This is a genomic window from Pseudomonas sp. 5Vm1k (assembly GCF_056161485.1).
On sequence record NZ_JBSPCZ010000012.1, the window covers coordinates 166012 to 192003 of the forward strand.

Genomic DNA, 25992 nt, shown 5'->3' on the forward strand with positions numbered 1-25992 from the left:
CTGGCTTGTGCATGTCCATGCACAAACCAGTAGGCAGGCCCATTAAACAATAGAATCGATGTCCAACGTATGAGGCATACCGCTGCGAGAGGCAAACATCAAGTCGCCATCGTCCTGCTGAGGAATCATTGCAAACTTCGCGTTCCGGGTGTTTTCCCGCTGGCCCTTCCAGCGACGCAGAGCGGCTTCCAGGTTGGGAGATTGCGCAGTGCTGCCGTATACATTAACCAGTGTCAGACGACGTGCTTTTTCCCTTTTAAGCCGTTGCACCGAATCGAAAAGCTTTTGCGACTCTGTGTTCAACTCAGTAACCGTCTGTAAATACTCGGGATCATTGTTTTTGTAGCGCAGGGTATTCCGTGTTTGCTGACTTTGAACTTGCACCTTGCCACGCATCGTCTCCAACGCGGTCGCCACCAGTTCGAATTCACCTTCAGTGACCACCGTCCCGCCCGTTTCCTGAGTTTGCTGCCAACGTCGCAAGGTCGCCCAGGAAAACGGGATATAGGACCCCGGTATGCTGTGGTCGCCTAAACTCATGGCTTGATCGATGAAACCACCACGGAACGGCAGGTCGCCATCTTTGGCGAGAGCGCGAGTGCAGGCGGCCTCTTCCACAGAGGCACAACCCGGATCCCAGAGAATCGCCGATTCTTCCTTCCCGGTAAAATCCACGGGCATGAAGTGATGCAACGTACCGTGGTGCTCGTAAGGATCGCCACCAACACGAACGAGACCGACGGCAAAGATCAAGATACCTAAAACAGGATTGGTAATAAAAAGCGCCGCAAGCCCGGGAATCCAGATGGAGCGCCGTGCGTTCATCCAGGGCGCCGGGACACCGGGAATCATGTCGTTGTTGTTCACCATTCGGTGATGCACCAGCGGCGTGGCAGCGGCGACGAATGTGGCATCACCCACGCGTGGCGATCCGTAGGTGTAGAGGAGGACGTTGTAATCGCCATCAGGGGAATTGCGAAGCGCTTCAGCTAGCAGCAACGCAATAGCGCCACCCAGACTATGACCACTGATAATAATTTTTTGCCCGATGTGAAACCGGTCCAAATAGTCTTGAATAAACTTCTTCAACGCTAGGTAGGCGTCGTAAAAGCCGTGATGGACCTTCCCTTTACCCTCTTCGAAGGGTACTTGTGCCGCATCCGCGTCACGCCACCAATCTGACAACTCCAGTGTTCCACGGATAGCGATCAGGATGATCTCATCATGATGGGTGATGAAAGCCTGTGTGCTCTTTCCGCTAAGCGAATTCTTAATTTGGTCATCAAAATAATGCAGGTTGGCAGGGTGTTCCTGGTTTTTACCGGGCTTGTTTTGCTCATACACCGTTGGGTCGAACGGCAAAATCTCAAAGCGTTTTGAGTAAGGAACTTCTTCATACAGTGGAAAGTAACGATGAACCGATGACTGTGAACTGTCGACCTTCCAGCTCTCTCGAAAGTTTGAAAGCGCATCAGCAAAAAAATTCCCGACGCTGGGATCATCCGGGAAATACACAGAACTCACCGGATTTTTAGCAGGACATTGGCCAAAATTGGAATAGCTCAAATCCGCCATGATCGCGAGTTGGTAAAGGTTCAGTGCACTGAAGTCATCATCGGTTGAGAGCAGGGGCCTGAAAGCACACAGTGGGCGCACCTGTAGCAGCGTGTGCCGGTTCGACAGCAGCCCGACACCAAACTGAGATAAAGGCTCTGGACCTGACCCCAGTTCATCAAGCGCTCTTGTCGCGAGGTCATCCGGTGGGTATTTACGGTCAACCGGGGGAGGTAAGTGTGCGCTTTGCTTGACCAGGTCCCGCACCTCTACCTGGATGAATTTATCTCCCGCTTTTTTTGCGGGGTTATGGTCGACAGGAAAGCCGTCTTGGTGAAAGAAACGGGTTTGTTCGGCGCGGACTTGGAGTTCGGTGATCGGGAGTGGATAAGACTCACGAATCATTAAATCGTTATAAATAACATCTTCGCCTGTATATTCGGTATCTAAAAGTAATACAACAGGTCCTTTATAGCAGTCTTCAATTTTGGCAAACCCTTCTGCGTCCAACACCCCCGTATACTGTTGCTTTGCACTGTCCCGCAGGGTATAGGCAAGACCAGCGTAGGGTTTGCCGTCACCGAACTCGTCCACTAACTGAAAACTAACCCAGTGCCCTTTGTTTGGGCATTTAAACATCTTGCCGCTAAATGCCTGCTTATCCCCATCTTCCATGGGTTTATACGAACTCATCCTTGATGTCCTTATTCGGTGCAGTTGGGGTAGACGGTACAGTCACGCCCATCAGGCATTTTGAAAGTTTTGAATTGCGGGGGGCTCACGCAGAGTTCCTCAATGTCCCGGCCCCAATTTCCTTTGCACGGTTTCCATCCGCTAGTTGATTTAATCCAATAACGACCAAAATAAGGCCGTTCTTCTTTTGCCTCCGTCAGCACCAACTTCACGGTTTTGCCTGCTAACTGATCGCGCTGTAACGCTGCGCCCGCCAGACTTTTTTGCACAACGCCATTCGCGTCGAGTGCCCGGCACTCGAGGATTTTCCTGATAAACCGTTTCGATCCCACCGTGCGAAACATCCACTGGCACTGTCCCTGAAATACCAGAGGTCCCGTGGCGGGAAAAGGGCGAACCGTTTCTGATGGTTCATCATGAATCGATAAACCGGCAGTCTGCAGACTCATGTCCAGCTCACGCTCGCCCCACTGTCCTTCGATATGCAGCACCACATTTGTCAAAACCATTGAACAACCCTTAGCTGTGTCCGTCAGCGGGAGCTTGAACTCCACCGGACGCACTCCCTTGGGTTGCTTGCTTTCGATAAGGTTATGCCCGGAACACGACTCGCCGGAGGCCGACTCGTAATACGCCATCGGACTAATGGTGAAGTTCTCCGGCATGTCGGCCTGGAAGGTAAAGCTCTCTGTCTGCGCCATTGAACAGCCCGACGCCGCCAACGCCATTACGCTGACAAACAAGGCCTGCAGAATGCGGGGAGTAAAGCGTCTTGCGTGCATCATGCAGAAAGTCCTCTCTGACATGGATTTATACGAATTCATCCGTTGATGTCCTTATTCGGTGCAGTTGGGGTAGACGGTGCAGTCTCGCCCATCAGGCATTTTGAAAGGTTTGAAGTCGGTGGTATTTCCGAAGCAGAAAGCATATCTATCATCCAGCCCTTTCCCCATGCAGCGCTTCCAACCAGCTGGAAACTTAACCCAATTGTCACCAACTGCTGGCCGTTCCTCTTTCGCCTCCGTCAGCACCAACTTCACGGTTTTGCCCGCTAACTGATCGCGCTGCAACGCTGCGCCCGCCAGGCTTTTTTGCACGACGCCATTCGCGTCGAGCGCCCGGCACTCCAGGATTTTGACGATGTAGCGATAGGGTCCCATCGTGCGAAACAACCACTGGCACTGGCCCTGAAAGACCATAGGGTCCGACATGGGTAAAGAAGGAGCCGCTTCTGAAGGCTCATCACGGATTGATAAACCGGCAGAGTCCGTATCCATGTCCAGCTCACGCTTGCCCCACTGTCCTTTGATATGCAGCACCACCTTTTCCAAAACCATTGAACAACCCTTCGTGGTGTCCGTCAGTGGCAGCTTGAACTCCACCGGACGCACTCCCTTGGGTGGCTCGCTTTGGATAAGGTAATGCCTGGAACATGACTCGCCGGAGGCCGATGCGTAATACGCCATCGGACTGATGGTGAAGTTTTCCGGTATGTCGGCCTGGAAGGTAAAGCGCTCAGTCTGCAACATTGAGCAGCCCGACGCTGTCACCGCCATTGCGCTGACAAACAAGGTTCGCAAGCGGGGAGTAAAGCACCTTGCGTGCCTCATGCCGGGTGGTCTCCTGACCAGAATTTCACCTCATTAAAAAGCCGTTCGTAGTGAATCTGCGGTGTTTCACCGGCATGAGGCAACCAGTTTTTTATGATGGGCGGCTCGGTTTCATTGAGTTTGTTCATGACCAGAAAATGCACTTGCTCAGGATCAGACCATCCCCATTGCTCAACTTGCGAGAGTTGTTCTGTGAGCCAGGTGCTTGGGTCTTGGCGCTGGCTGAGTCGCATCAGATCGTCGCTGTGTTCTTCCCACAGATAGCGGTAGACATTGGAATGAAGTATCTCCATCGATTGGCTCGCCGGTGCGGGGACGTTCAGCCAGGTCGGATCAGCAGGAAGCGGATGTTCACCGGGAGCAGGGTTATGAGTGACTTCCCAGTGCGAGCCCTGCCAATAACACACACTGATCGCGGGCCCGAGGTATTCAGGGCGGGCCTCTTCTGGGATATGCCCCAAGGCACGGGTCAGGACTCGATTGTCGTGGAAACGGTACAGCGCCTGGTTGGGCCGTTCGCCGATAATCAGGCGCTCACGCCAGTGTCGGATCAGCGCCGACAGCTCATCTTTGCGAATACTGGCAAGCCAGCCCCAATTACGCTCGGGTGCCTTGAGCAGTTTTTTGAGGTGCTCATCGTCAGGCTTGTCGATGAGGAATATGAAAGGCCCCGCATCCGCTAAATCGCTGACCTGAGTCTCGCTGTACACACTGCGATGCTGATCAGGATCACGGGTGTTTAACAAGGCCTGGCGGACGTCGAGTTCGCCTTCCGAGTCCAGAATCAGACACAGGACATGGTTGAGTTTCAGTTGATCGGTCATCCATTGCCGAGGGAGGGCAGCCGTCATGATGTCATTCCTTTGGGCAGGCAAAGACCGTTTTTACAGGCCTCGCAAAGCGGGCAGAAGTCAGCGCCTTTCACTTTGCTCGCTGCCATCAATGCGTGTTGTGTCGGGGCGATTACCGGTAGTGCAGCTGGAGTCGCCATGGCTGCCAATACACCCGGCAACAACGGATTGGCGGCAGTTCCGCCAGCAGGCGCGCCGCCGATTTGAATCTCGGTGCTACTGAAAATGCCACCGGGACCAATCACGATGTGTTGGCCACCGGCTTTCAAGGTAATGCTGGCGCCGGCATCAAGGATCAGATTGGCCCCAGCCTTGAGGTGCACTTGCTGGCCTGCCTCGACCACCAGTGTTTGACCGACGCGGGTATGGCTGCTGTTGGCGACCTGCAGGTAGTCGTTAGCCTTGAGCTGGACCTTGCGATCAGCGGTGACGGTGCGCTGGTCTTCCGCTTCCAGCACCGCAATGCTGTTGCCCTTAATGGTTTCCCGGCGCTCATTTCCGACTTCCAATCGGCTGTCATGCTCGACCTTCTGCTCCATATCACGCTGAGCACGCAGGTAGATCAGCTCTTGACCACTGCGGTCTTCAATCGACAGCTCGTTGTAACCGCCACTGGCGGGCGAGCTGTGGCTACGCAGGACCGTTTTGGTTTTGTTCGCGGGCAAAGGGTAGGGCACCGGCGTGACTTTGTTAGGCACGCAACCCGTAATCAATGGATTGTCGGGATTACCTTCCAGGTAGGTCACTACCACTTCCATGCCGATCCGCGGGATGGTCACCGAACCGAAACTATCTCCCGCCCAGCTGGAGGACACCCGTAGCCAGCAACTGCTCTTGTCACTGCCAAGTTCGGCACGATCCCAATGGAGCTCGACCTTGACGCGGCCGTACTCATCGCAAAAGATTTCTTCCCCTGCTGGACCGGTGACACGGGCCGTCTGGCTGACCAACACCGATTTACGCGTGACCAATGGTGGGCGGTAAAACACGTCCCAGGGAATCGCGCTGAAGCTGTTGCGATAACCTTGGGTAAACCCGTCTTCGGGTTTAACGTCGCTGGTGATTGATTCCTCCAGTGACTGAGGTTGCTTGCCCGAATGCGTCACGCTGAGCAGCAGCCACAACTCATTGCACTGTGCACGCGGGTGTTCGATCAGGTTAAAGAAGTGGCCGCTGCGCAGGATCGGCTGGTCGCTTTTACCCTCGGCTAACTGATAGTCGCTACGGTGTCGCTCCAGGGCTTGCAGGGCCAGCTGTTTGCCGAGCTTTTCATTTTCGATCAGCAACGGATAACGATAATCCTCCAACGCAGGAGTGGCCTCGACCGCCAGTTGGCTTTCCAGCAACAGGCTTGGGCGTTGTAAATCATAGTCTCGGCGCGTGGCGGTGCTGGTACGGGTACTGAAGCGCATGGAAAACTGGCTGACGACCGGGTGATCCGCCGCCAGGCCAGCACCTTGCTGATACGGCACGTCCCCCAGCTTTTGGAAATAGGTCTGGTCGTCGGTGAACACCAGTTGGTGGCCGTCCTGGCTGTGTTGGTGGTGCCACGAAATCCCATCCTCACTGCACAATCGATGGATGAACTCGAAGTCGCTTTCCCCATATTCGGTACAGTATTCGCGCTCTGGGCTGGTGCTCACATGAAAGGTATACGCATCGGCCTGAATGCCGTGTCCGTCGAGGACCTGGGCGATGATTTGGGGCACCGTCAGGTGCTGGAAAATCCGCTGGTTGTGGCTGAACTGCAAATAATGCAGCGCGGGCACCAAAGTCAGTTGATATCGAGTCAGGCGCTTACCGGCCTCACCCACAAAAACATCTTCGATACGCCCATGAATACCTTCGCCGTCCAGGCCGAATTGAAGGAAGGCGGGCTGACTGAGCAGACTTTCCAGATCGAAATCAGGGGACTCGCTGACGAGTTCAACCTGGATCGCGTACAGGGTGCTAATCGCTTCAGTGCCGTGAAAGGCCAGGACCTTGAAGTCGTTGCGAATAGAGGGGATCAGTAACGTGAAGTGCGCAGCATTAGCCGGCGCGAACATACGCTTATCCTTAAGCAGAGAGAGGAGACAAAACGCAAAGACCAAGCCATACCTGGCTTGAACAAGCTTGAATTTCACCGCAGGCTAACAAAGCGGCAAAGGAATTAATGTGGGATCCGTCCTGAAATCCATCCGAATTTTCAGTTGTTCAGAACGTTACTTCGGCGAACGAAAGGGACAGCGAAAATGAGGCTGAGTTCATTTCAGCAGGGCGCGCATCATACCTACTCCTCTGCGCAGACATACAGGATGTGTTTTGAGGGCATCGTTTCAATAATTTCCGGATAAAAAAACACCCCATCGAGAGGGGTGTTTAATGAGCTGCCCGGTTTTTCTTGAGCCCGTTATTCAGGCAGGTGTATTTCGCATGACCGTCAGTTCTTGTCCAGATCCACGTTCTTCGTCTCCCGCAAACAGATCAGCCCCACAATCAAACTCACACCGGTAATCACCACCGGGTACCACAGCCCATAAAAGATGTCCCCGGTGTACACCACCAACGCAAATGACACCGTCGGCAGGAACCCGCCGAACCAGCCGTTGCCGATGTGGTAGGGCAGGGACATCGAGGTGTAGCGGATGCGCGTCGGGAACAGTTCGACCATCAGTGCGGCCAGCGGGCCGTAGCACATGGCGGAAATGATGATCAGCGCCACAATCAGAGCGACGATCATCGGTTTGTTGATCAACTGGGTATCAGCTTGGGACGGATAACCCGCCAAAGTGATCGCGCCGCGAAGGGCCGCTTCGTCGTAACCATCGATTTTCACGTCACCGACGCTGACCTGCACACCGCTGCCGGCCGGGGCTGCGGCGCTGGTGTAAGGCAGGCCTTGCTTGACGAGGAAGGTCTTGACCTTGTCGCACGGGCTATCAAATTTCGCCTTGCCCACCGGGTCGAACTGGAAGGTGCACGTGGCCGGGTCGGCCAGTACGGTGATCGGCGCCTGTTGGCTGGCCTGATCCACGGCCGGGTTGGCGTAGTGAGCCAGGCTCTTGAAGATCGGGAAGTACAGCGCAGTGGCCAGTAGCAGGCCGATCATCAGCACCGGTTTGCGCCCGACCTTGTCCGACAGCCAGCCGAAAAAGATGAAGAACGGTGCACCAATAATCACGCTGACGATCAGCAAACTATTCGCCAGCGCCGGGTCCATTTTCAGGAATTGGGTGAGGAAGAACAGCACGTAAAACTGCGCGGCGTAGAAGGTCACCGCTTGCCCGGCATTGATGCTGAACAGGGCAATCAGTACGACTTTGAGGTTTTCCCATTTGCCGAAGGAGTCGCGCAGTGGCTGCTTGCAGAGCTTGCCTTCTTCTTTCATTTTCACGAAGGCTGGCGACTCGTGCAGGCTCAAGCGAATCCAGGTCGAGATGCCCAGCAGCACGATGGAAAACAGAAACGGAATGCGCCAGCCCCAGACTTCAAACTGATCACCGGTGAAGTAACGGCAACCGAGCACCACCAGCAACGAAAGCAGCAAGCCGAGGGTGGCGGTGGATTGAATCCAGCTGGTGTGGAAACCGCGTTTGCCCATTGGTGCGTGTTCTGCAACGTAAGTCGCAGCGCCGCCGTACTCGCCTCCGAGAGCCAGGCCCTGGAGCATGCGCAGCAGCACCAGGATGATCGGCGCGGCGATGCCGATGCTGGCGTAGGTCGGCAGCAACCCGACACAGAATGTCGCCAGGCCCATCAGGATGATGGTCGCGAGAAACGTGTACTTGCGCCCGATCATGTCCCCCAACCGACCGAACACCAGCGCACCGAACGGCCGCACGATGAAGCCCGCAGCGAACGCCATCAGCGCGAAGATAAACGCCGTGGTGTCGTTGACCCCGGCAAAAAACTGCTTGCTGATCACCGCCGCGAGGGCGCCATAAAGGAAAAAGTCATACCACTCGAACACCGTACCGAGTGACGAGGCGAAGATGACTTTTTTGGTGCCGCTGCTGACGCCCGCGCTGCGCGTGGCTTCCAGGGGCTGAACGTGTTCTGACATATCGGTATCCCTCACAGTGATTGTTTTTGTTGTTCCACTGTCGGCACCGGCCTTGTGGACGGGTGCCGCTACTGTCAATTCGACGCTACCTGCATCGATCTTTTGGTTATTCCCCTAACGCCTGCGGGGTTGCGTACAACCGCGATATTTCTACCGCACTCGTTATCTGTAGGAGCTGCCGAAGGCTGCGATCTTTTGATCCTGGCGTCGGTTCAGCCGCCGAAGAATCAAGATCAAAAGATCGCAGGCTTCGCCAGCTCCTACATTGACCGTGTACAGCTGTGATTTCAGGTGTGGGTGGCCAGTTCCTTTTGCTCGGTGAAGCTCCTTGTGCCGGGATTAAGAATCAACTGCGCTGCCTTCTCGGCAATCATCAGCGTAGGCGAACACGTGTTGCCCGAGGTAATACGCGGCATGATCGAGGCGTCGGCGATGCGCAGGCCAGGAATGCCATGCACGTTAAGCTGCGCATCCACCACCGCATCCGCATCATTGCCCATCCGGCAAGTGCCCACCGGATGGAAAATCGTCGTGCCAATCCGCGCAGCCGCTTCGTGCAATTCTTCTTCACTCTGCAAACTGTCACCCGGCAAATACTCCACCGGTTTGAACGCAGCCAGGGCCGGTGCGGCAACGATGCGCCGGGTCAGGCGAATGGCATCTGCCGCCACCCGCAAATCCTCGGGATGGCTCAAATAATTAGGCTGAATCAGCGGCGCTTCCTGCGGATCGGCACTGCGAATTTCAATCCGCCCACGGCTTTGCGGCCGCAGATCACACACCGACGCCGTGAACGCAGGGAAGGGGTGCAACGGCTCGCCAAACCGCTCCAGCGACAGGGGCTGAACGTGGTATTCAAGATTTGCCGAAGCCTGCTCCGGCCCCGAACGGGCAAACGCCCCCAACTGACTCGGCGCCATGGACAACGGCCCACTGCGGTCATACAGGTAACGCAGGCCCATGCCCATCTTGCCCCACACCGTGCCGGCGATTTGATTGAGGGTGCGGGCGTTTTCCAGCTTGTAGATCAGCCGCAATTGCAGGTGATCCTGCAGATTGCCGCCCACCCCCGGCAGCTCATGCACCACGCCTATCCCCAAGCGTTGCAGCAGTGGACGCGGGCCGATCCCGGAGCGTTGCAGGATGCTCGGTGAACCCACGGAACCGGCGCACAGCACGATTTCCTTGCGTGCCTTGAAGGTTTTCGCCTGGCCTTGCCAGCGAGTAAGGACCGCCGAAGCGCGACCGTTTTCCAGCAACACCCGGTCCACTTCAACATCAGTCAAAACCGTGAGATTGGCGCGATGACGGATTGGCTTGAGAAACGCCTTGGCCGCGTTCCAGCGAATCCCGGCCTTCTGATTGACCTGAAAGTAACCGCAACCTTCGTTGTCGCCTTGGTTGAAGTCATCAATGCTGGCGATGCCGCTTTGCTCGGCGGCGCTGCGAAACGCATCCAGAATCGGCCATGACAGCCGCTGGCGCTCGACGCGCCATTCCCCGGCGGCACCGTGAAATTCCGAGTCGCCGGCAAAATGGTTTTCGCTTTGTTTGAATAACGGAAACACGTCTTTCCAGGACCAGCCCGGATTGCCATCCGCCGCCCAGCCGTCGTAATCACCAGCCTGGCCGCGCATGTAGATCATGCCGTTGATCGAGGAACAGCCGCCGAGCACTTTGCCCCGTGGATAGCTTAGGGCGCGACCTTGCAGACCGGGTTGCGCTTCGGTCTTGAAGCACCAGTCGGTACGCGGGTTGCCGATGCAGAACAGGTAACCCACGGGAATATGTATCCACGGATAGTTATCGCGCCCGCCAGCTTCGAGCAGCAGCACCCGGTGTTGCGGGTTGGCCGACAATCGATTGGCCAGCAAACACCCGGCTGGCCCGGCGCCGACCACGATGTAATCGAATTCATCCTGGGAGGTCTGCATCCCTTACCTCGTATTGTTTTTGTTGTTGGGCTTCATCCTAGTTGTTAGCTTTCGTATAAAGAATGTTAGTTTTTGCGCAGCCGCTGTGCGTTTTCAGACAGCGTAGCCCTAAGGAAGCCAGATGTTCGATTGGAACGACCTGCGGTTTTTTCTCGAATTACAGCGCAGCGGCCGCCTGCTCACCGCCGCCCGCCGCTTGAACACCACCCACGCCACCGTGGCCCGGCACATCGAGGCCATCGAAAAGAGCCTCGGCACCGCGTTGTTTGTCCAGCACGCCCAGGGCTATCAACTGACCCCGGCCGGCGAGGCGCTGCTCAAGCACGCCGAAGCCATGGAAAACGTCGCGCTGCTGGCGCAGGAAGAAATCACCCAATCCACCGCGCCTCTGGGAAAAATCCGCGTCGGCGTCACCGAAGGCCTGGGCATCATGTTCCTCGCCAGCCGCATGAACGGCCTGTTCGAACGCTACCCCGGCCTCGAAGTGGAACTGGTCGCCGTGCCGCGCTTCGTCAGCATCCTCAACCGCGAAGCCGAAATCAGCATCCACCTCGAACGCCCGGCCGCCGACATGCTGGTCACCCGCAAACTCACCGACTATCGCCTGGCGCTTTACGCCAGTCAGGCCTACCTCGACAAAGCACCACCACTCAACAGCCGCGAAGACCTCGGCCGTCATGCGTGGATCGGCTACGTCGACGACTTGCTGTTCAGCCAGGAACTGATGTTCCTCAACAGCTTCTGCCGCAACCCCCAAGTCGTGTTCCACAGCACCAGCGTCATCGCCCAGCAACAAGCGGCGCGCTCGGGGCTGGGGATCGCGGTGTTGCCTTGTTATATGGCGAGCGCCGATCCGGAATTGGTGCCGTTGTTGCCGGATGAGAGTATTCAGCGCAGTTATTGGATCAGTACGCGGCGCGAGTTGCACAAGTCGGTGAGGTTGCGGGTGTTGTGGGATTACGTGGTGGAGTTGTGTGAGCGCGAGCAAGATTTGCTGCTAGGCCCCGATCCCCTGTAAACGCAAATCCCCCTGTGGGAGCGGGCTTGCTCGCGAAGGCGACGGCACAGCCGAAAACAATGTTGCCTGACACACCGCTTTCGCGAGCAGGCTTGCTCCCACATTTGTTCGGCACCGTTCGTGAATGTTGTGATCGGCACCGGGCGCTGGAGGAGCGAAGGCGTCAGGCCTGGTACACCGCGTTATCGTTCTTCGCGGGCAAGCCTCGCTCCTACAGGGCATAGCAGGGGATTTGCGGGAATAACACTTGGCGTCCACTCTATTTCATGCCGACAAGGAGCGTTATCCGACACTCCGTCGCGATAAAGGGAGCTTGCAGCATGACCGAAGAAACAAAAGTGAAAGGCCCTGCGTCGTACTTCCCGTCAATCGAGAAAAAGTACGGCCAGCCCATCTCCCACTGGCTGGGATTGCTCGAAACAGTGAGCGGCAAGAAGCATATGGAAATGGTGGCGTGGCTGAAAGATGAGCATGGGTTGGGGCATGGCCATGCGAATGCGCTGGTTGCGCATTATTTGGCAGGCACTAAAAAGTGAGTGATCAAGCACCGAAGCGCGATCCCCTGTAGGAGCGAAGCTTGCTCGCGAAGGCGTCAGGCCCGGCACACCGCGTTATCGTTCTTCGCGGGCAAGTCGGATCGCCGCCCACCTCGCTTCCATAAAGGTGGGCGTTTAATCGTACGTTTAAATGCTCTGGATGTTACTTCATAAGAATTCACTCCAATGCCCGGTGCCTTATATCGGGCGTTTTGTATTTCGATGGCTTGCCCATGAGTTGTCGGTCGATGGTAGAGGACGCTTCAACCATTACAGCGAGCGAAGCGGACAGAAAATAAACCCACTCTCTAGTGCTTCATTGATTAAACTCTGTTTCATAAATGAATCATCTTTGGGTGTTTCACGCTATTAAGTTTATCGTGAATTAATATATTCGCGTGTTTTCGTATGGCTACTATTAAAACGTTGGATCCATTGCGCTCATAGCAAAGGTGAAGGTTATGAATAAGGTAATTATCTACTCGTTAATCATGCTATTCATGGCGGGCTGCTCATCTTCCGGTCATCAAGCTGCAGCTGACGCTCACGCCGATGCTCCCGCGAACGCGAAACAACTAAGTGCAAGCGAGATTCACTCGACGGTGATAGGTCGCAAGCATTCTAGTGTGACGTCTACCGGTTATCCCTTTACTGAAACATTAAACCCTGACGGGTCTGCGGTGATCCAGATTTCCAGCGAGTCGATGCAAGCCGGGCAATGGATTATCACGGAGGACGTCATCTGTGTGACCTATCAGAAATATGGCAAGGAGTGCAATAAAGTACTCACTGATGGGGTGACAATCTGGTTTGTTGATAGTGTGAATAATAAAACCAATAACAAATTTACCGTTAAATAAAGGCTTGGGCTGTTGTCTTTGAGAAATAAATCATATTGGAGTGGCGATCAATAGAGGTGCGATATGAATATTGAACGTTGGAGTTGCATATTCCTGGCACTTGTCTTGTGTGGGTGCGCTTCGTCTGGTGGACATTCGGTGAAGCCAGTTTCAGCTTCAGCGGTCGCGCTTGATGATGAACAAGTCCGCAGTACCTTGGTTGGGAATAAACTCAATAATACCGGTACTTCAGGTTTGCCATATTCCTTAAGTTTCAACGCCGATGGGACCGAAATATTCAAAATGTCTGGCAATCAACCCGAGACTGAACATTGGACCGTCAAGGACGGGGTGATTTGTTTCACATCGGCCAAGATTCCCCATGAATGTTATCGACTGAAGAAAGACAAGGATGACTACTGGCTGGTAGATCCACAGACGGGAGCAGTCCATTACCATTACACACTGAGTCCGCAGTGATAGTGGCGTACTGCGGCGTCATTATGGGAACGGATTTATTAACCCAGGAAGCTATCCCCTGTAGGAGCGAAGCTTGCTCGCGAAGGCGTCAGGTCTGACACACCGCGTTATCGTTGTTCGCGGGCAAGTCGGAACGCCGCATCGCTCGCTCCAACAAAGGCGGGCGTTTAATGACGCGTTTAATGACACTCGGTGTTACGTCATAAGAGACTACAACGCCTTGCGCCGTTACCTACGCGTACGCCAGAATCCGCCGGCTTGTGCGACTTTGGGGCGGGCTATATCGTTTCCAGGTCACTGCAAAACAGTGATCGGGTTTGGTAGCCCGCCTCGTTATCAGCCGCATGGCGACACCTTATGGTGGTCATGCGTGGGGCTCCTTTGTGAGCGCCGGGTTTTCCTGATGCGACCGGTCTACCAACCCACGTATGGCCGCCACTCTTCGTTTGGTAGCGAGGGTGATGGCTCCTTGAAATTCGTATCAGGAGTTCCATCCATGTTCAAACCAACACCCAATCCCCCGAATACTGATCCAGTACCCTACGACGCCTCTTTTGATTTTGACCCCGAGAAAATGAAAGCGGCGGCCGATCGCGCACTCAACTTCTACCTCAACCCCGGGGCGACGAAAACGCAGATACCACCCCGCAAAACCAGCACCATCTTCACCATCGACGCAGCGGTGGATGACGAAACGTTGCTGGTCGACGCCAGCGAATCGTTGGCCTCAGCCCGCGAGATGGTCAACGACCTCGTTGACTTAACGGACGGCCCGCGACGCTATTCGATGCTGGTGCTGCAACGGGTGATCATGTTGGGTGAGTTAGCGGTCAATCGCGTACTGGATAACCACAAGCCCGGTTAGTCGCCAGGCACATCCCTTGTAGGAGCGAAGCTTGCTTGCGAAGGCGTCAGGCCTGACACACCGCGTCATCGTTCTTCGCGAGCAAGTCAGATCGCCGCATCGCTCGCTCCTACATTCGCGACTTACGCTGTCAACGTAGGAGCTGCCGAAGGCTGCGATCTTTTGACTTTGCCTTTTAAAAACAAGATCAAAAGATCGCAGCCTTCGGCAGCTCCTACGGGGGATTGTGTTTCAGGGGAGGATATTGAATGAGGTACTGGCGAGCCGTTCGCCATTCACCATGATGTGTACGGCGTGCGCGCCCGCGTAATGCCTACGCGTGGTCAGCTCTTTGATTTGCTGCCCACGGCTGACCATTTCAACAGCATGGCCGGGCAGGGTGAGGGCCTTCAGCTTGAACACCTTCGCGGAGGTGCTGCCATTGGCTTTGACGTAATCAATCGCGTAATCAATCACCAACCGCTGACTCGCCGGCACCGTGGATTTCACGGTAAACGAAAGCGTGATTTTCTCCCCCAACCGAATCACCGCCGGCTCAACCTTCACCCCGACAATCTCAACCTCGGGCTTCCCTCCAGCGCCAATCACCGCCAACGCCCGCTGATTGCCCTGCTTGATCAAACTGCGCAGCGCATGTTTGGCAATCCACGCGGTGTGTTTGTTCTCCAGCGACCAACCCTCAATCAAATCCAGCACCCACTCCGGATGATCCTTGGTGATGTCATTGAGGTGATTGGCGACAGACTTGCGCACATACAGGCTGTCATCAGCCTTGAGGTTATCGAGAATCGCCGCCGCCAACGTCGGGTCAGCCTGAATCGGTTCCAGCCGAAACGACCACGGCAAACGCGGGCGACTGCCTTCGCTGGCCAGCCTGCGCACATGTTCGTTTTCATCCAGCGTCCACACCTGCATCAGCGCCAATGAACGCTCAAGATCGCTACGCAGAAAATGTCGAATCGCGAATTCAGAGGAACCGAACGAGGTGAAAAACTTGAGCGCTTCCATCGACTGCTCAAAGTCATCCGCGCCATACATCGCCACATAATTCGGCAACGAGATGCTGACAAAGCCGCTATTCAGCCGAGGGGCGAGGGCGCGCAGCACTTCAAGGGACCCTTCGAAATCCAGCGGCAACACCGCATGCAGACACTCACTAACCCGCGCCATGCGCTGCATGATCGACAGGTCAGCCAGGCCGTCATTGGCCATTTTCAAAAAGGCCTTGGCATTGAACGCCGGGTAAACCGCCGTCATTTCGGTCGCGATGTGCTTGAGGCGCTCGGCGTTGAAGATTTCCTTCAGCGCCGGGGCAGGGGTTTCAGCGGCGGTCATGAGCGAATCCGTGAAGAAGGGCGGCTCAGGTTATCGGGGTAGCGATGAACGCCTCAAGCTTTTCCGCCTGCGCGGTGAACTCGGCGATCTGCGGGAAGCGTGTGGCATCAACCTGATCCGGCACCACGAGGTTGGTGAAGCTCCAGGCGACTGCAACGGTAATCCCGTCCTGGGCTATCCCGGAACCACCCAGCAAGGGTTGCTTCGAAATCTCCCGCTCCAGCGCCGAATAGGCGGCAGCGAGTTGCCCTTCAACCCGCTCAACCCACGGCTGATACTGAATATCCGCCGGCCGCAGATTACGTTCGTAGTAAAGCTGCACCGACTTCTCGCACGCCGCCAACGCCAACCCGATCACCCGCAACGCGCGCAGACGCTGCTTCAAGTCGCTTGGCATTAAGCTTTTAGAAGGCCCGGCAAGCGCTTCCAGGTAGTCGATGATCAGCGTCGAATCGACCAACACCTCACCATCATCCAGCACCAGCGTCGGCGCCTTGACCACCGGATTGATCTGCTGGAACTGCTCGAAATGCCGGAACACCGACACCGATTCGTGCTCAAGATCGATGCCTAAGTGCCTGGCAGAAATCGCTACGCGCCGCACGTAGGGTGAATCCAGCATGCCGATCAATTTCATCAACGTTCCCCTGTAGGAGCAAAGCTTGCTCGCGATGCAGCCAACCTTAGTCAGAGGTTCAGCGACCTGCAAACGCTGCCGCGCTAATCCTCAAACCCCACCTGCTCATGAATCTCATCCACCTTCAATTCCAACCGATACGCCACCGCAATAAACAACGCCTGACACAAACACAACGTCGCACTCAACGAGCGAAACGCAAACGAACTCCCTTCATTCACCAGCAACACCGTGCTCGCCCGCTTGGCCAGCGGCGAAAGGTTGCTGTCGGTGATGATCAGGGTTTTCGCCTGATGGTGCTGGGCGATGCGCAGGCAGTGCTGGGTTTCCTTGCCATAGGGCGTGAAGCTGATGGCGATCACCAGGTCATTGGCGCGCACGCTGCGCATCTGCTCGCGGTAGCTGCCGCCGAGGCCGGACACCAGGTGAATGCGCTTGTTGGTGTGTTGCAGGTTGTAGACCAGGTAATCGGCCACTGCGAACGAACGGCGCACGCCGACTACGTAGATGTTGTCGGCATTCACGACGAGGTCAACGGCCTTGTCGAAGGCCACATCGTCGAGCTCCATGCCCAGACGTTCGATGCCCGACAGCGTGGCGTCGATGCATTCGCGCGCAAGGTCGCCGCCGCTGGCCTTCTGCGACTTGTTGGCGATCATGCTGCGGATGCGCTGCTGGTAGTTCTGCACCGGGGTGGTTTTGTGCGTATACGCCTCGCGGAATAACGCCTGCATCTCGCTGAAACCGCTGAAACCAAAGCGCTGGGAGAAACGCACGATGGCTGAGGGGTGCACTTCGCATTCCCGGGCGATGTCGCTGATGCGGTCGACCATGATCCGGTCGCTCTGCTGGCTCATGTAGCTGGCGATGCGTTTGAGTTGGCGCGGCAGGCTTTCGTATTCGTTGGTGATCAGCTGCAGCAATCGCTCGGCATTGATCGGTGGGCTCTCAAGATCGCTCTCGGGCGTGCTCTCGGTCGTAGCCGGCTGATCGGTGCGGGACATAAAGAATCCTTCTGGCTTGTTCTTATAGGAATGACGAATCGGTCATCCCCTGACAATAGGTTGGCTGTGCGCAGTCTACAGGGTAGGCCGGAATAAAATCTTGAGCTTGCCGTCGGCAAGCGGCCTGCTGAAACGATGCACTGCCTCTGGAACGCTCGTACTGGAGTTTATTGGAAAAAATATTCCACGTAAAAAATATATAGAATAAATATTGATTGTTCGGTCCCGGTCGTTTTAGTCTGCATCCACCAAGAGTGTTCGGCACGTCCATCGTCCCGAACGCAGGCTGATAAAAATAACAGGAGCCAGCATGGGCCAGACTCGTTTTGCCAGTGGGCGTCAATTGGATCTGATTTGCCTGGGGCGCCTTGGCGTCGACCTCTATGCGCAGCAAGTCGGCGCGCGGTTGGAAGATGTTTCAAGCTTCGCCAAATACCTCGGTGGATCCTCCGCCAACATCGCCTTCGGCACCGCACGCCTGGGCCTCAAGTCGGCCATGCTGAGCCGGGTAGGCGACGACCACATGGGCCGCTTCCTCCTTGAATCCCTGGCCCGCGAAGGCTGTGATGTCAGCGGTATCAAGGTCGATCCGGAACGCCTGACCGCCATGGTCCTGCTGGGCCTCAAGGACCGCGAAACCTTTCCGTTGGTGTTCTACCGTGAAAACTGCGCCGACATGGCGCTGCGGGCCGAAGACATCAGCGAAGCCTTTATTGCCTCCAGCAAAGCCTTGCTGATCACCGGCACTCATTTCTCCACCGACGGCGTGTACAAGGCGAGCATCCAGGCCCTGGATTACGCCGAGAAGCACAACGTCAAACGTATTCTGGACATCGACTACCGTCCGGTGCTCTGGGGCCTGGCCGGTAAGGCCGACGGCGAAACCCGTTTTGTCGCCGATCAGAACGTCAGCCAGCACGTGCAGAAAATCCTCCCGCGTTTTGACCTGATCGTCGGCACCGAAGAAGAGTTTTTGATTGCCGGCGGTTCCGAGGATTTGCTCACGGCGCTGCGCAATGTTCGGCGCTTGAGTGACGCGACCTTGGTGGTCAAGCTCGGCCCGCAGGGTTGCACGGTGATTCACGGGGTGATCCCGGTGCGTCTCGAAGACGGCGCGATTTACCCCGGCGTGCGCGTCGAAGTACTCAACGTGCTGGGCGCCGGCGATGCCTTTATGTCGGGCTTCCTCGCCGGTTGGCTGGAAGACGCCAGCGACGAGCGTTGCTGCCAGTTGGCCAATGCCTGCGGCGGGCTGGTGGTGTCGCGCCACGCCTGCGCTCCGGCGATGCCGACCCGCGCCGAACTCGACTATCTGTTCAACAGCCCGGTGCCGATCACCCGGCCGGATCAGGACGTCACGCTGCAACGCCTGCATCAAGTCAGCGTGCCGCGCAAACAGTGGAAGCAACTGTTCATCTTCGCCTTCGACCATCGCGGACAACTGGTGGAACTGGCGCAGAAGGGCGGTCGTGAGCTGAGTGCGATTTGCGAACTCAAGCAACTCTTTATTAAAGCCGTGGAACGAGTCGAAGCTGATTTAAAAAAGCAGGGCATCGAAGCCGATGTCGGGCTGCTGGCGGATCAACGTTTCGGCCAGGACTCGCTCAACGCCGCCACCGGTCGTGGCTGGTGGGTGGCGCGGCCGGTGGAAGTGCAAGGTTCGCGGCCGCTGGCTTTCGAGCACGGGCGCTCCATTGGCAGCAACCTGATTGCCTGGCCGCAAGAACAAATCATCAAGTGCCTGGTGCAATTCCACCCGGACGATGAGCCGCTGTTGCGCCTGGAACAGGAAGCGCAGATCAAGGGTTTGTATCAGGCGTCGCAGGTCAGCGGGCATGAACTGCTGCTGGAAATCATCCCGCCGAAGGATCATCCGTCGACCCATCCGGACGTGCTGTACCGCGCGCTGAAACGCCTCTACAACCTGGGTATTTACCCGGCGTGGTGGAAGATCGAAGCGCAGAGTGCCGAGGAATGGAAACAGCTTGATGAGTTGATTCAGGAGCGTGACCCGTATTGCCGTGGGGTCGTGCTGTTGGGCCTGAATGCCCCGGCGGCGGCGTTGGCCGAAGGCTTTCAACAGGCGAGTCAGAGCCAGACCTGCCGAGGGTTTGCCGTGGGACGCACGATTTTCCAGGAACCGAGCCGAGCGTGGATGGCGGGGGAAATCGACGATGAAACGTTGATCCGCCAGGTGCAGGGGACGTTTGTCGAACTGATCGACGCTTGGCGCACGGCCCGCGCCTGACCAAACACCGCAAAACCCAATGTGGGAGCGGGCTTGCTCGCGAAGAGGCCGGCACATTCAACCCATGTGTCGCCTGATACACCGCCTTCGCGAGCAAGCCCGCTCCCACAAGGGGTTCAGCGTCGGTCTTACAGATTTGTAAAAACAATAAAAGGTGCAGCCATGCCCGCTATCCGAATTGGCATCAACCCGATCTCCTGGAGCAACGACGATCTGCCGTCCCTCGGTGGCGAGACGCCGCTAAGCACTGCGTTGAGCGAAGGCAAGGAAATCGGCTACGAAGGTTTCGAACTCAACGGTAAATTTCCCAAGGATGCCAAAGGCGTCGGTGACGTGCTGCGGCCTTACGATCTGGCGCTGGTGTCCGGCTGGTATTCCAGCCGTTTGGCCCGTCGTTCGGTGGCCGAGGAAATCGACGCCATCGGCAGCCATGTCGAGCTGCTGGCCAAAAACGGCGCCACGGTGCTGGTCTACGGCGAAGTCGCTGACTCGATCCAGGGCCAGCGCATTCCACTGGTGGAACGTCCGCGTTTCCACACTGAGCAAGCCTGGCAGGAGTACGCCGACAAGCTCACCGAACTGGCGCGTTTCACCCTGTCCCAAGGCGTGCGCCTGGCGTATCACCACCACATGGGCGCCTACGTCGAATCCCCGGCGGACATCGACAAGTTGATGGCCCTGACCGGCAGCGAAGTCGGCCTGCTGTTCGATTCGGGCCACTGCTACATGGGCGGCGGCGAACCGCTGCAGGTGCTGCGCAAACACATCGAACGCATCTGCCACGTGCATTTCAAGGACGTGCGCAAACCGGTGGTGCAACTGGCGCGCAACCACTTGTGGAGTTTCCCGGACTGCATCATCAACGGCACCTTCACCGTGCCGGGGGACGGCGACATTGATTTCGGCGCGTTGCTCGATGTGTTGCTGGCCGCCGATTACCACGGCTGGCTGGTGGTCGAAGCCGAACAAGATCCGGCGGTAGCGCCGAGTTACGTCTACGCCAAGAAAGGCTTCGACACCTTGCGTGCACTGCTCGACGAGAGGATTAAGTGATGAGCCTGTTGGTTAAAAGCAATGCCCGTGGCCGGACCATGGTCGAGTTGGGCAAAGATGAACTGGAATACGTCGGCTTCGCTGCGTATCGCTTGAGCCTCGGCGAAACCTTGCCGGTGTCGGCGGGCGATAAAGAACTGTGCCTGGTGCTGCTCAGTGGTCGCGTCAGCATCAAGGGCGAAGCACCGGGGCAGGGCGCGTTCGACTGGGACAACCTCGGCGATCGCCAATCGGTGTTCGAGGACAAATCCCCGTTCGCCGCGTATTTGCCACCGGGCAGTCAGGCGCAAGTGGTGGCCCTCAGCGATGTGCAAATTGCTGTGTGCGCCGCGCCCGGCTCAACCGCCAACAACCTTGGCCCACGCTTGATCAAACCCGAAACCATGAAGCGCAGCGTGCGCGGCAAGGGCGCCAACACCCGTTACGTCTGCGACATCCTGCCAGACACCGAGCCCGCGCATTCGCTGCTGGTGGTGGAAGTGCGCACGCCGTCCGGGCACTCGTCGAGCTACCCGCCGCACAAGCACGACACCGACGACCTGCCGCACCAGAGCTTTCTCGAAGAAACCTATTACCACCAGATCAATCCGCCCCAGGGCTTCGTGTTCCAGCGGGTCTACACCGACGACCGCAGCATCGATCAAGCCATGGCCGTGGAAAACAGCGATCTGGTCGTGGTGCCCAAGGGTTACCACCCGGTCAGCGTGCCGTACGGCTACGAGTCGTACTACCTGAACGTGATGGCCGGGCCGAAACGCGTCTGGCAGTTCCATAACGATCCGCAGCACAGTTGGCTGCTTGATCTTTGAACTAAAAAGCCTGAATTCGACACTTTGCACGGAGAACAAGAACAATGAGCAACGCCCCGGTTTTAGGCCATTACATCAACGGCCAGGTGCAAGACAGCGGCAGCGAACGCTTCAGCAATGTATTCAACCCGGCCACCGGTGCGGTGCAGGCGCGGGTCGGTTTGGCGAGCGAGAAGACCGTGGACGAAGCCGTGGCCTCGGCCCTGCAAGCTTTTCCGGCATGGTCCGAGCAATCGTCGCTACGTCGCTCCCGGGTGATGTTCAAGTTCAAGGAACTGCTCGACCGCCACCACAACGAACTGGCCGAAATCATCAGCCGCGAACACGGCAAAGTCCTGTCGGACGCCAAGGGTGAAGTCACTCGCGGCATCGAAATCGTCGAATACGCCTGCGGTGCGCCGAACCTGCTGAAAACCGATTTCAGCGACAACATCGGCGGCGGCATCGACAACTGGAACCTGCGCCAGCCCCTGGGCGTTTGCGCCGGGGTCACGCCGTTCAACTTCCCGGTGATGGTGCCGCTGTGGATGATCCCGCTGGCGCTGGTCACCGGTAACTGCTTCATCCTCAAGCCGTCCGAACGTGACCCATCGGCCAGTTTGCTGATGGCGCGTTTGCTGACTGAAGCCGGGTTACCGGACGGTGTGTTCAACGTGGTCCAGGGCGATAAAGTCGCGGTGGATGCGTTGCTGCAACACCCGGACATCGAGGCGATTTCCTTTGTCGGTTCGACGCCGATTGCCGAATACATCCACCAGCAAGCCACGTCTCGCGGCAAACGCGTGCAGGCGCTGGGCGGCGCGAAGAACCACATGATCGTCATGCCCGACGCGGATCTGGATCAAGCCGCTGATGCCTTGATCGGCGCGGCATACGGCTCGGCTGGCGAGCGCTGCATGGCGATCTCGATTGCCGTGGCAGTGGGCGATGTCGGCGACCAGTTGATTGCCAAGTTGCTGCCACGCATTGATCAGCTCAAGGTCGGCAACGGCATGCAGGGCGACAGCGACATGGGGCCGCTGGTCACCGCCGAGCACAAGGCCAAGGTCGAGGGCTTTATCGGCGAAGGCGTGGCCCAGGGCGCGCAATTGATCGTCGATGGTCGCCACTTCAAGGTGCCGGGCGCCGAGAACGGTTTCTTCGTTGGCGCGACGCTGTTCGATAACGTCACGACCGAGATGAGCATCTACCAGCAAGAAATTTTCGGCCCGGTGCTGGGCATCGTTCGCGTACCGGATTTCGCCAGTGCCGTGGCGTTGATCAACGCCCACGAATTCGGCAACGGCGTGTCTTGTTTCACTAGTGATGGCGGCATTGCCCGCGCGTTTGCCCGCACCATCAAGGTCGGCATGGTCGGCATCAACGTGCCGATCCCGGTGCCGATGGCCTGGCACTCGTTCGGCGGCTGGAAGCGCTCGCTGTTCGGCGACCACCACGCGTATGGCGAAGAAGGCATCCGTTTCTACAGTCGCTACAAAAGCGTGATGCAACGTTGGCCTGACAGCATCGCCAAAGGCCCAGAATTCAGCATGCCAACCGCCAAATAATTCACCTGCGGAGAACAACAATAATGAGCAAGCCCCTGCGTTTCGCCCTGAACCGTATGGTCGCCCCCCGTTTGTCCCTGCCAGCGTTCATCGACCTGGCGGTGACCCTCAAGGCCGACGCCATCGAGATCCGCAACGACCTCAAAGGCATCGAGATCGAAGACGGCACAGCGCCCGAAACGGTGCGTGAACTGTGCGCGGCCAAAGGCATCACGGTGCTGTCGATAAACGCGCTGTACCCGTTTGATGTGTGGAATGACGAGCGTCGTGCCCAGGCGTTGAAGCTGGCTGCGTATGCCCGGGATTGCGGGGCGCAGGGGCTGGTGATGTGCCCGTTGAATGATCGCGCCGATAAGCGCAATGAAGCCGAACGCGCTTCGGGTTTGCGTACGGCGTTGACGGAACTGGCGCCGATCCTGCGCGACCACGGGATACTCGGGTTCATCGAGCCCTTGGGGTTTGAAGAGTGTTCGTTGCGGCGCAAACGGCCGGCGGTGGATGCGATCAAGGCGATTGGCGGGCTGGATGTGTTCCGGCTGGTTCATGACACCTTTCACCATCACCTCGCCAGTGAGCAGGAGTTTTTCCCTGCGCTGACCGGGTTGGTGCATATCTCTGGCGTCGAGGATGCCGAAGCGCCGCTGAGCAGTATTCGCGATGGCCATCGGGTGCTGGTGGGCGAGGGCGACATTCTTGGTAATGCCACGCAGATCGAAACTTTGCTGGGCAGCGGTTACAGCGGCTACCTGTCGTTTGAACCGTTCGCCGACAGCGTGCATGGCCTGGCGGATATCGAACAGGCAATCGGCGCAAGCATGAACCACCTGCAAAACTCTCAAGGCTAATGAAGATTCCCTGTGGGAGCGGGCTTGCTCGCGAATGCGGAGTGTCAGGCGACATCAATGTTGGATGTGCCGCCGCTTTCGCGAGCAAGCCCGCTCCCACATGGGTTTCTTCGTGTATTGAAGGATCGGACATGACCACTACAAGACTGACCATGGCCCAGGCCCTGGTGAAATTCCTCGATAACCAGTACATCGAAGTCGATGGTGTCCAGAGCAAATTCGTCGCCGGGGTTTTTACCATTTTCGGCCACGGCAACGTGCTCGGCCTGGGCCAGGCCCTGGAGCAGGACAGCGGCGATTTGATCGTGCATCAGGGCCGCAACGAGCAAGGCATGGCCCACGCCGCCATCGGTTTCGCCAAGCAACACCTGCGGCGCAAGATCTACGCTTGCTCTTCATCGGTCGGCCCCGGCGCGGCCAATATGTTGACCGCTGCCGCCACGGCCACGGCTAACCGCATTCCATTATTGCTGCTGCCTGGCGATGTCTACGCTTGTCGCCAACCGGACCCGGTGCTGCAACAGATCGAACAGTTCCACGACCTGAGCATCAGCACCAACGATGCCTTCAAAGCCGTGAGCAAATACTGGGACCGCATCAACCGTCCCGAGCAACTGATGACCGCGGCGATCCACGCCATGCGTGTGCTCACCGACCCCGCCGAAACCGGTGCCGTGACCCTGGCTTTGCCGCAAGACGTGCAAGCCGAAGCCTACGACTACCCGGATTACTTCCTGCAAAAGCGCGTGCACCGCATCGAGCGGCGCCCGGCCACTGAAGCCATGCTCGGCGATGCACTGGCGCTGTTCAAAGGCAAACGCAAACCGCTGATTATTTGTGGTGGCGGGGTGCGTTATTCCGGGGCCAATGCGGCGTTGCAGGCGTTTGCCGAGCGCTTCGATATTCCGTTCGCTGAAACCCAGGCCGGCAAGAGCGCGGTGGTGTCGAGCCATCCGCTGAACGTTGGTGGCATTGGCGAAACCGGTTGTCTGGCGGCAAACCTGCTGGCGAAAGACGCCGACCTGATCATCGGCATCGGCACTCGCTACAGCGATTTCACCACGGCGTCGAAATCCCTGTTCCAACATCCCGAGGTGCAATTTCTCAACCTGAATATCAGCCCCTGCGATGCGCTGAAACTCGACGGCGTGCAACTGCTGGCCGACGCCAAAAGCGGTTTGCTGGCATTGGCCGATGCACTGGGCGATTACCGCTCGAGTTGGGGCGATCAACCGCGCCAGGCCAAGGCGCAACTGGATGAGGAAGTCGATCGGATCTATCAGGTCGAGTACCAAGCCAAGGATTTTGTCCCGGAAATCAACGACCACATGGACCCGGCCGTGCTACGGGAATTCATCGAGCTCACCGGTTCCTGCCTGACCCAGAGCCGCGTGCTCAGCGTGCTCAACGAAACCCTGGCTGACGACGCGGTGATTGTCGCCGCCGCCGGCAGCCTGCCCGGTGACTTGCAGCGCAGCTGGCGCAGCAAAGGCGTGAACACTTACCACGTCGAATACGGCTATTCGTGCATGGGCTACGAGGTCAATGCCGCGCTGGGGGTGAAGCTTGCCGAGCCGGATCGCGAGGTCTACGCATTGGTCGGTGACGGCTCTTACATGATGCTGCACTCGGAACTGGCGACCTCGATCCAGGAGCGGCGCAAGATCAACGTGGTGCTACTGGACAACATGACCTTCGGCTGCATCAACAACCTGCAAATGGAACACGGCATGGACAGCTTCGGCACCGAGTTTCGCTTCCGCAACCCGGAAACCGGCAAGCTCGATGGCGGCTTCGTACCGGTGGATTTCGCCATGAGCGCGGCGGCTTATGGCTGCAAGACTTACAAGGTGAATACCGTTGAAGAACTGCAAGCGGCGCTGGCGGATGCGCGGTTGCAGACGGTCTCGACCCTGATCGATATCAAAGTTCTGCCCAAGACGATGATTCACAAATACCTGTCGTGGTGGCGGGTCGGCGTGGCGCAAGTCTCCACCAGCGCCCGCACCGACGCGGTGGCCAAGACCCTGAACGAACGACTGGCCAAGGCCCGTCAGTACTGATTGCCCTGAACGAACAACTACAAACT

General features: G+C 57.3%; 21 protein-coding genes. 11 read left to right on the forward strand and 10 right to left on the reverse strand.

Annotation, left to right across the window (positions count from 1 at the left end; translation table 11 throughout):
- Positions 1-42: 42 nt before the first annotated feature.
- The 7 genes from ACWIKB_RS22945 to ACWIKB_RS22975 form a co-directional block, all read right to left on the reverse strand.
- Positions 43-2247: a lipase family protein gene (locus ACWIKB_RS22945; protein WP_475269557.1), complete on the reverse strand. Its 2205-nt coding sequence runs from the start codon at positions 2245-2247 to the stop codon at positions 43-45.
- 11 nt (positions 2248-2258) lie between these two features.
- The gene (locus tag ACWIKB_RS22950) at positions 2259-3071 is read right to left on the reverse strand and encodes a hypothetical protein (RefSeq protein ID WP_475269558.1); all 813 of its coding nucleotides are present in this window, start codon (positions 3069-3071) and stop codon (positions 2259-2261) included.
- Positions 3072-3083: 12 nt separating this feature from the next.
- The gene (locus ACWIKB_RS22955) at positions 3084-3776 is read right to left on the reverse strand and encodes a hypothetical protein (protein WP_475269559.1); all 693 of its coding nucleotides are present in this window, start codon (positions 3774-3776) and stop codon (positions 3084-3086) included.
- A 77-nt stretch (positions 3777-3853) separates the two neighbouring features.
- The gene (locus ACWIKB_RS22960) at positions 3854-4708 is read right to left on the reverse strand and encodes a DUF4123 domain-containing protein (protein ID WP_475269560.1); all 855 of its coding nucleotides are present in this window, start codon (positions 4706-4708) and stop codon (positions 3854-3856) included.
- Positions 4705-6756, reverse strand: a complete 2052-nt coding sequence (locus tag ACWIKB_RS22965) for a type VI secretion system Vgr family protein (protein WP_475269562.1) — start codon at positions 6754-6756, stop codon at positions 4705-4707. Before ACWIKB_RS22965 ends, ACWIKB_RS22960 begins: the two co-directional genes overlap by 4 nt.
- Positions 6757-7130: 374 nt before the next feature.
- Positions 7131-8753 carry an MFS transporter gene (locus tag ACWIKB_RS22970; protein WP_475269563.1) on the reverse strand — a complete coding sequence of 541 codons (1623 nt, stop codon included), beginning with the start codon at positions 8751-8753 and terminating at the stop codon, positions 7131-7133.
- Between the two features lie 287 nt (positions 8754-9040).
- Positions 9041-10687 (reverse strand): GMC family oxidoreductase, encoded by a 1647-nt coding sequence (locus tag ACWIKB_RS22975; RefSeq protein WP_475269565.1) that lies wholly within the window; start codon positions 10685-10687, stop codon positions 9041-9043.
- Between the two features lie 121 nt (positions 10688-10808).
- Between ACWIKB_RS22975 and ACWIKB_RS22980 the strand changes: the two genes are divergently transcribed.
- From ACWIKB_RS22980 to ACWIKB_RS23000, 5 genes are all read left to right on the forward strand, one after another.
- Positions 10809-11705, forward strand: a complete 897-nt coding sequence (locus tag ACWIKB_RS22980; RefSeq protein ID WP_475269566.1) for a LysR family transcriptional regulator — start codon at positions 10809-10811, stop codon at positions 11703-11705.
- A 320-nt stretch (positions 11706-12025) separates the two neighbouring features.
- Positions 12026-12241, forward strand: coding sequence for a DUF4287 domain-containing protein (locus tag ACWIKB_RS22985; protein WP_475269567.1), 216 nt, complete (start codon positions 12026-12028; stop codon positions 12239-12241).
- 461 nt (positions 12242-12702) lie between these two features.
- Positions 12703-13101: a hypothetical protein gene (locus ACWIKB_RS22990; RefSeq protein WP_475269568.1), complete on the forward strand. Its 399-nt coding sequence runs from the start codon at positions 12703-12705 to the stop codon at positions 13099-13101.
- A 63-nt stretch (positions 13102-13164) separates the two neighbouring features.
- Complete coding sequence (locus tag ACWIKB_RS22995; RefSeq protein ID WP_475269569.1) at positions 13165-13560, forward strand: hypothetical protein; 396 nt, start codon at positions 13165-13167, stop codon at positions 13558-13560.
- A 496-nt stretch (positions 13561-14056) separates the two neighbouring features.
- Complete coding sequence (locus ACWIKB_RS23000; protein WP_475269570.1) at positions 14057-14425, forward strand: DUF6124 family protein; 369 nt, start codon at positions 14057-14059, stop codon at positions 14423-14425.
- Between the two features lie 231 nt (positions 14426-14656).
- Here ACWIKB_RS23000 and ACWIKB_RS23005 read toward each other — a convergent pair whose 3' ends face one another.
- The 3 genes from ACWIKB_RS23005 to ACWIKB_RS23015 all read right to left on the reverse strand — a co-directional run bounded on the left by ACWIKB_RS23005 (position 14657) and on the right by ACWIKB_RS23015 (position 17401).
- Positions 14657-15760, reverse strand: coding sequence for a DNA alkylation repair protein (locus ACWIKB_RS23005; protein ID WP_475269571.1), 1104 nt, complete (start codon positions 15758-15760; stop codon positions 14657-14659).
- A gap of 25 nt (positions 15761-15785) precedes the next feature.
- The gene (locus ACWIKB_RS23010) at positions 15786-16397 is read right to left on the reverse strand and encodes a glutathione S-transferase (protein WP_475269572.1); all 612 of its coding nucleotides are present in this window, start codon (positions 16395-16397) and stop codon (positions 15786-15788) included.
- 83 nt (positions 16398-16480) lie between these two features.
- Positions 16481-17401 carry a MurR/RpiR family transcriptional regulator gene (locus ACWIKB_RS23015; RefSeq protein ID WP_475269573.1) on the reverse strand — a complete coding sequence of 307 codons (921 nt, stop codon included), beginning with the start codon at positions 17399-17401 and terminating at the stop codon, positions 16481-16483.
- Positions 17402-17711: 310 nt separating this feature from the next.
- Here ACWIKB_RS23015 and ACWIKB_RS23020 point away from each other — a divergent pair, with 310 nt between their 5' ends.
- From ACWIKB_RS23020 to iolD, 6 genes are all read left to right on the forward strand, one after another.
- Complete coding sequence (locus tag ACWIKB_RS23020) at positions 17712-19649, forward strand: bifunctional 5-dehydro-2-deoxygluconokinase/5-dehydro-2-deoxyphosphogluconate aldolase (protein WP_475269574.1); 1938 nt, start codon at positions 17712-17714, stop codon at positions 19647-19649.
- A 162-nt stretch (positions 19650-19811) separates the two neighbouring features.
- A complete protein-coding gene (gene iolE, locus ACWIKB_RS23025) occupies positions 19812-20702 on the forward strand; it encodes a myo-inosose-2 dehydratase (protein ID WP_475269575.1) in 891 nt (296 codons plus the stop codon).
- Entirely contained in the window at positions 20702-21511 is an 810-nt protein-coding gene (gene iolB, locus ACWIKB_RS23030) for a 5-deoxy-glucuronate isomerase (protein WP_475269576.1), read from the forward strand. Before iolE ends, iolB begins: the two co-directional genes overlap by 1 nt.
- Before the next feature lie 44 nt (positions 21512-21555).
- Positions 21556-23058 (forward strand): CoA-acylating methylmalonate-semialdehyde dehydrogenase, encoded by a 1503-nt coding sequence (locus ACWIKB_RS23035; RefSeq protein WP_475269577.1) that lies wholly within the window; start codon positions 21556-21558, stop codon positions 23056-23058.
- Positions 23059-23081: 23 nt separating this feature from the next.
- Entirely contained in the window at positions 23082-23903 is an 822-nt protein-coding gene (locus ACWIKB_RS23040) for a TIM barrel protein (protein ID WP_475269578.1), read from the forward strand.
- A 131-nt stretch (positions 23904-24034) separates the two neighbouring features.
- Entirely contained in the window at positions 24035-25966 is a 1932-nt protein-coding gene (iolD, locus tag ACWIKB_RS23045) for a 3D-(3,5/4)-trihydroxycyclohexane-1,2-dione acylhydrolase (decyclizing) (RefSeq protein WP_475269579.1), read from the forward strand.
- Positions 25967-25992: the final 26 nt, after the last annotated feature.

Coding starts and splice junctions, on each gene's coding strand:
- ACWIKB_RS22945 (WP_475269557.1), bottom strand. CDS start 2,247: ATGAGTTCGTATAAACCCATGGAAGATGGGGATAAGCAGGCATTTAGC.
- ACWIKB_RS22950 (WP_475269558.1), bottom strand. CDS start 3,071: ATGAATTCGTATAAATCCATGTCAGAGAGGACTTTCTGCATGATGCAC.
- ACWIKB_RS22955 (WP_475269559.1), bottom strand. CDS start 3,776: ATGTTGCAGACTGAGCGCTTTACCTTCCAGGCCGACATACCGGAAAAC.
- ACWIKB_RS22960 (WP_475269560.1), bottom strand. CDS start 4,708: ATGACGGCTGCCCTCCCTCGGCAATGGATGACCGATCAACTGAAACTC.
- ACWIKB_RS22965 (WP_475269562.1), bottom strand. CDS start 6,756: ATGTTCGCGCCGGCTAATGCTGCGCACTTCACGTTACTGATCCCCTCT.
- ACWIKB_RS22970 (WP_475269563.1), bottom strand. CDS start 8,753: ATGTCAGAACACGTTCAGCCCCTGGAAGCCACGCGCAGCGCGGGCGTC.
- ACWIKB_RS22975 (WP_475269565.1), bottom strand. CDS start 10,687: ATGCAGACCTCCCAGGATGAATTCGATTACATCGTGGTCGGCGCCGGG.
- ACWIKB_RS22980 (WP_475269566.1), top strand. CDS start 10,809: ATGTTCGATTGGAACGACCTGCGGTTTTTTCTCGAATTACAGCGCAGC.
- ACWIKB_RS22985 (WP_475269567.1), top strand. CDS start 12,026: ATGACCGAAGAAACAAAAGTGAAAGGCCCTGCGTCGTACTTCCCGTCA.
- ACWIKB_RS22990 (WP_475269568.1), top strand. CDS start 12,703: ATGAATAAGGTAATTATCTACTCGTTAATCATGCTATTCATGGCGGGC.
- ACWIKB_RS22995 (WP_475269569.1), top strand. CDS start 13,165: ATGAATATTGAACGTTGGAGTTGCATATTCCTGGCACTTGTCTTGTGT.
- ACWIKB_RS23000 (WP_475269570.1), top strand. CDS start 14,057: ATGTTCAAACCAACACCCAATCCCCCGAATACTGATCCAGTACCCTAC.
- ACWIKB_RS23005 (WP_475269571.1), bottom strand. CDS start 15,760: ATGACCGCCGCTGAAACCCCTGCCCCGGCGCTGAAGGAAATCTTCAAC.
- ACWIKB_RS23010 (WP_475269572.1), bottom strand. CDS start 16,397: ATGAAATTGATCGGCATGCTGGATTCACCCTACGTGCGGCGCGTAGCG.
- ACWIKB_RS23015 (WP_475269573.1), bottom strand. CDS start 17,401: ATGTCCCGCACCGATCAGCCGGCTACGACCGAGAGCACGCCCGAGAGC.
- ACWIKB_RS23020 (WP_475269574.1), top strand. CDS start 17,712: ATGGGCCAGACTCGTTTTGCCAGTGGGCGTCAATTGGATCTGATTTGC.
- iolE (WP_475269575.1), top strand. CDS start 19,812: ATGCCCGCTATCCGAATTGGCATCAACCCGATCTCCTGGAGCAACGAC.
- iolB (WP_475269576.1), top strand. CDS start 20,702: ATGAGCCTGTTGGTTAAAAGCAATGCCCGTGGCCGGACCATGGTCGAG.
- ACWIKB_RS23035 (WP_475269577.1), top strand. CDS start 21,556: ATGAGCAACGCCCCGGTTTTAGGCCATTACATCAACGGCCAGGTGCAA.
- ACWIKB_RS23040 (WP_475269578.1), top strand. CDS start 23,082: ATGAGCAAGCCCCTGCGTTTCGCCCTGAACCGTATGGTCGCCCCCCGT.
- iolD (WP_475269579.1), top strand. CDS start 24,035: ATGACCACTACAAGACTGACCATGGCCCAGGCCCTGGTGAAATTCCTC.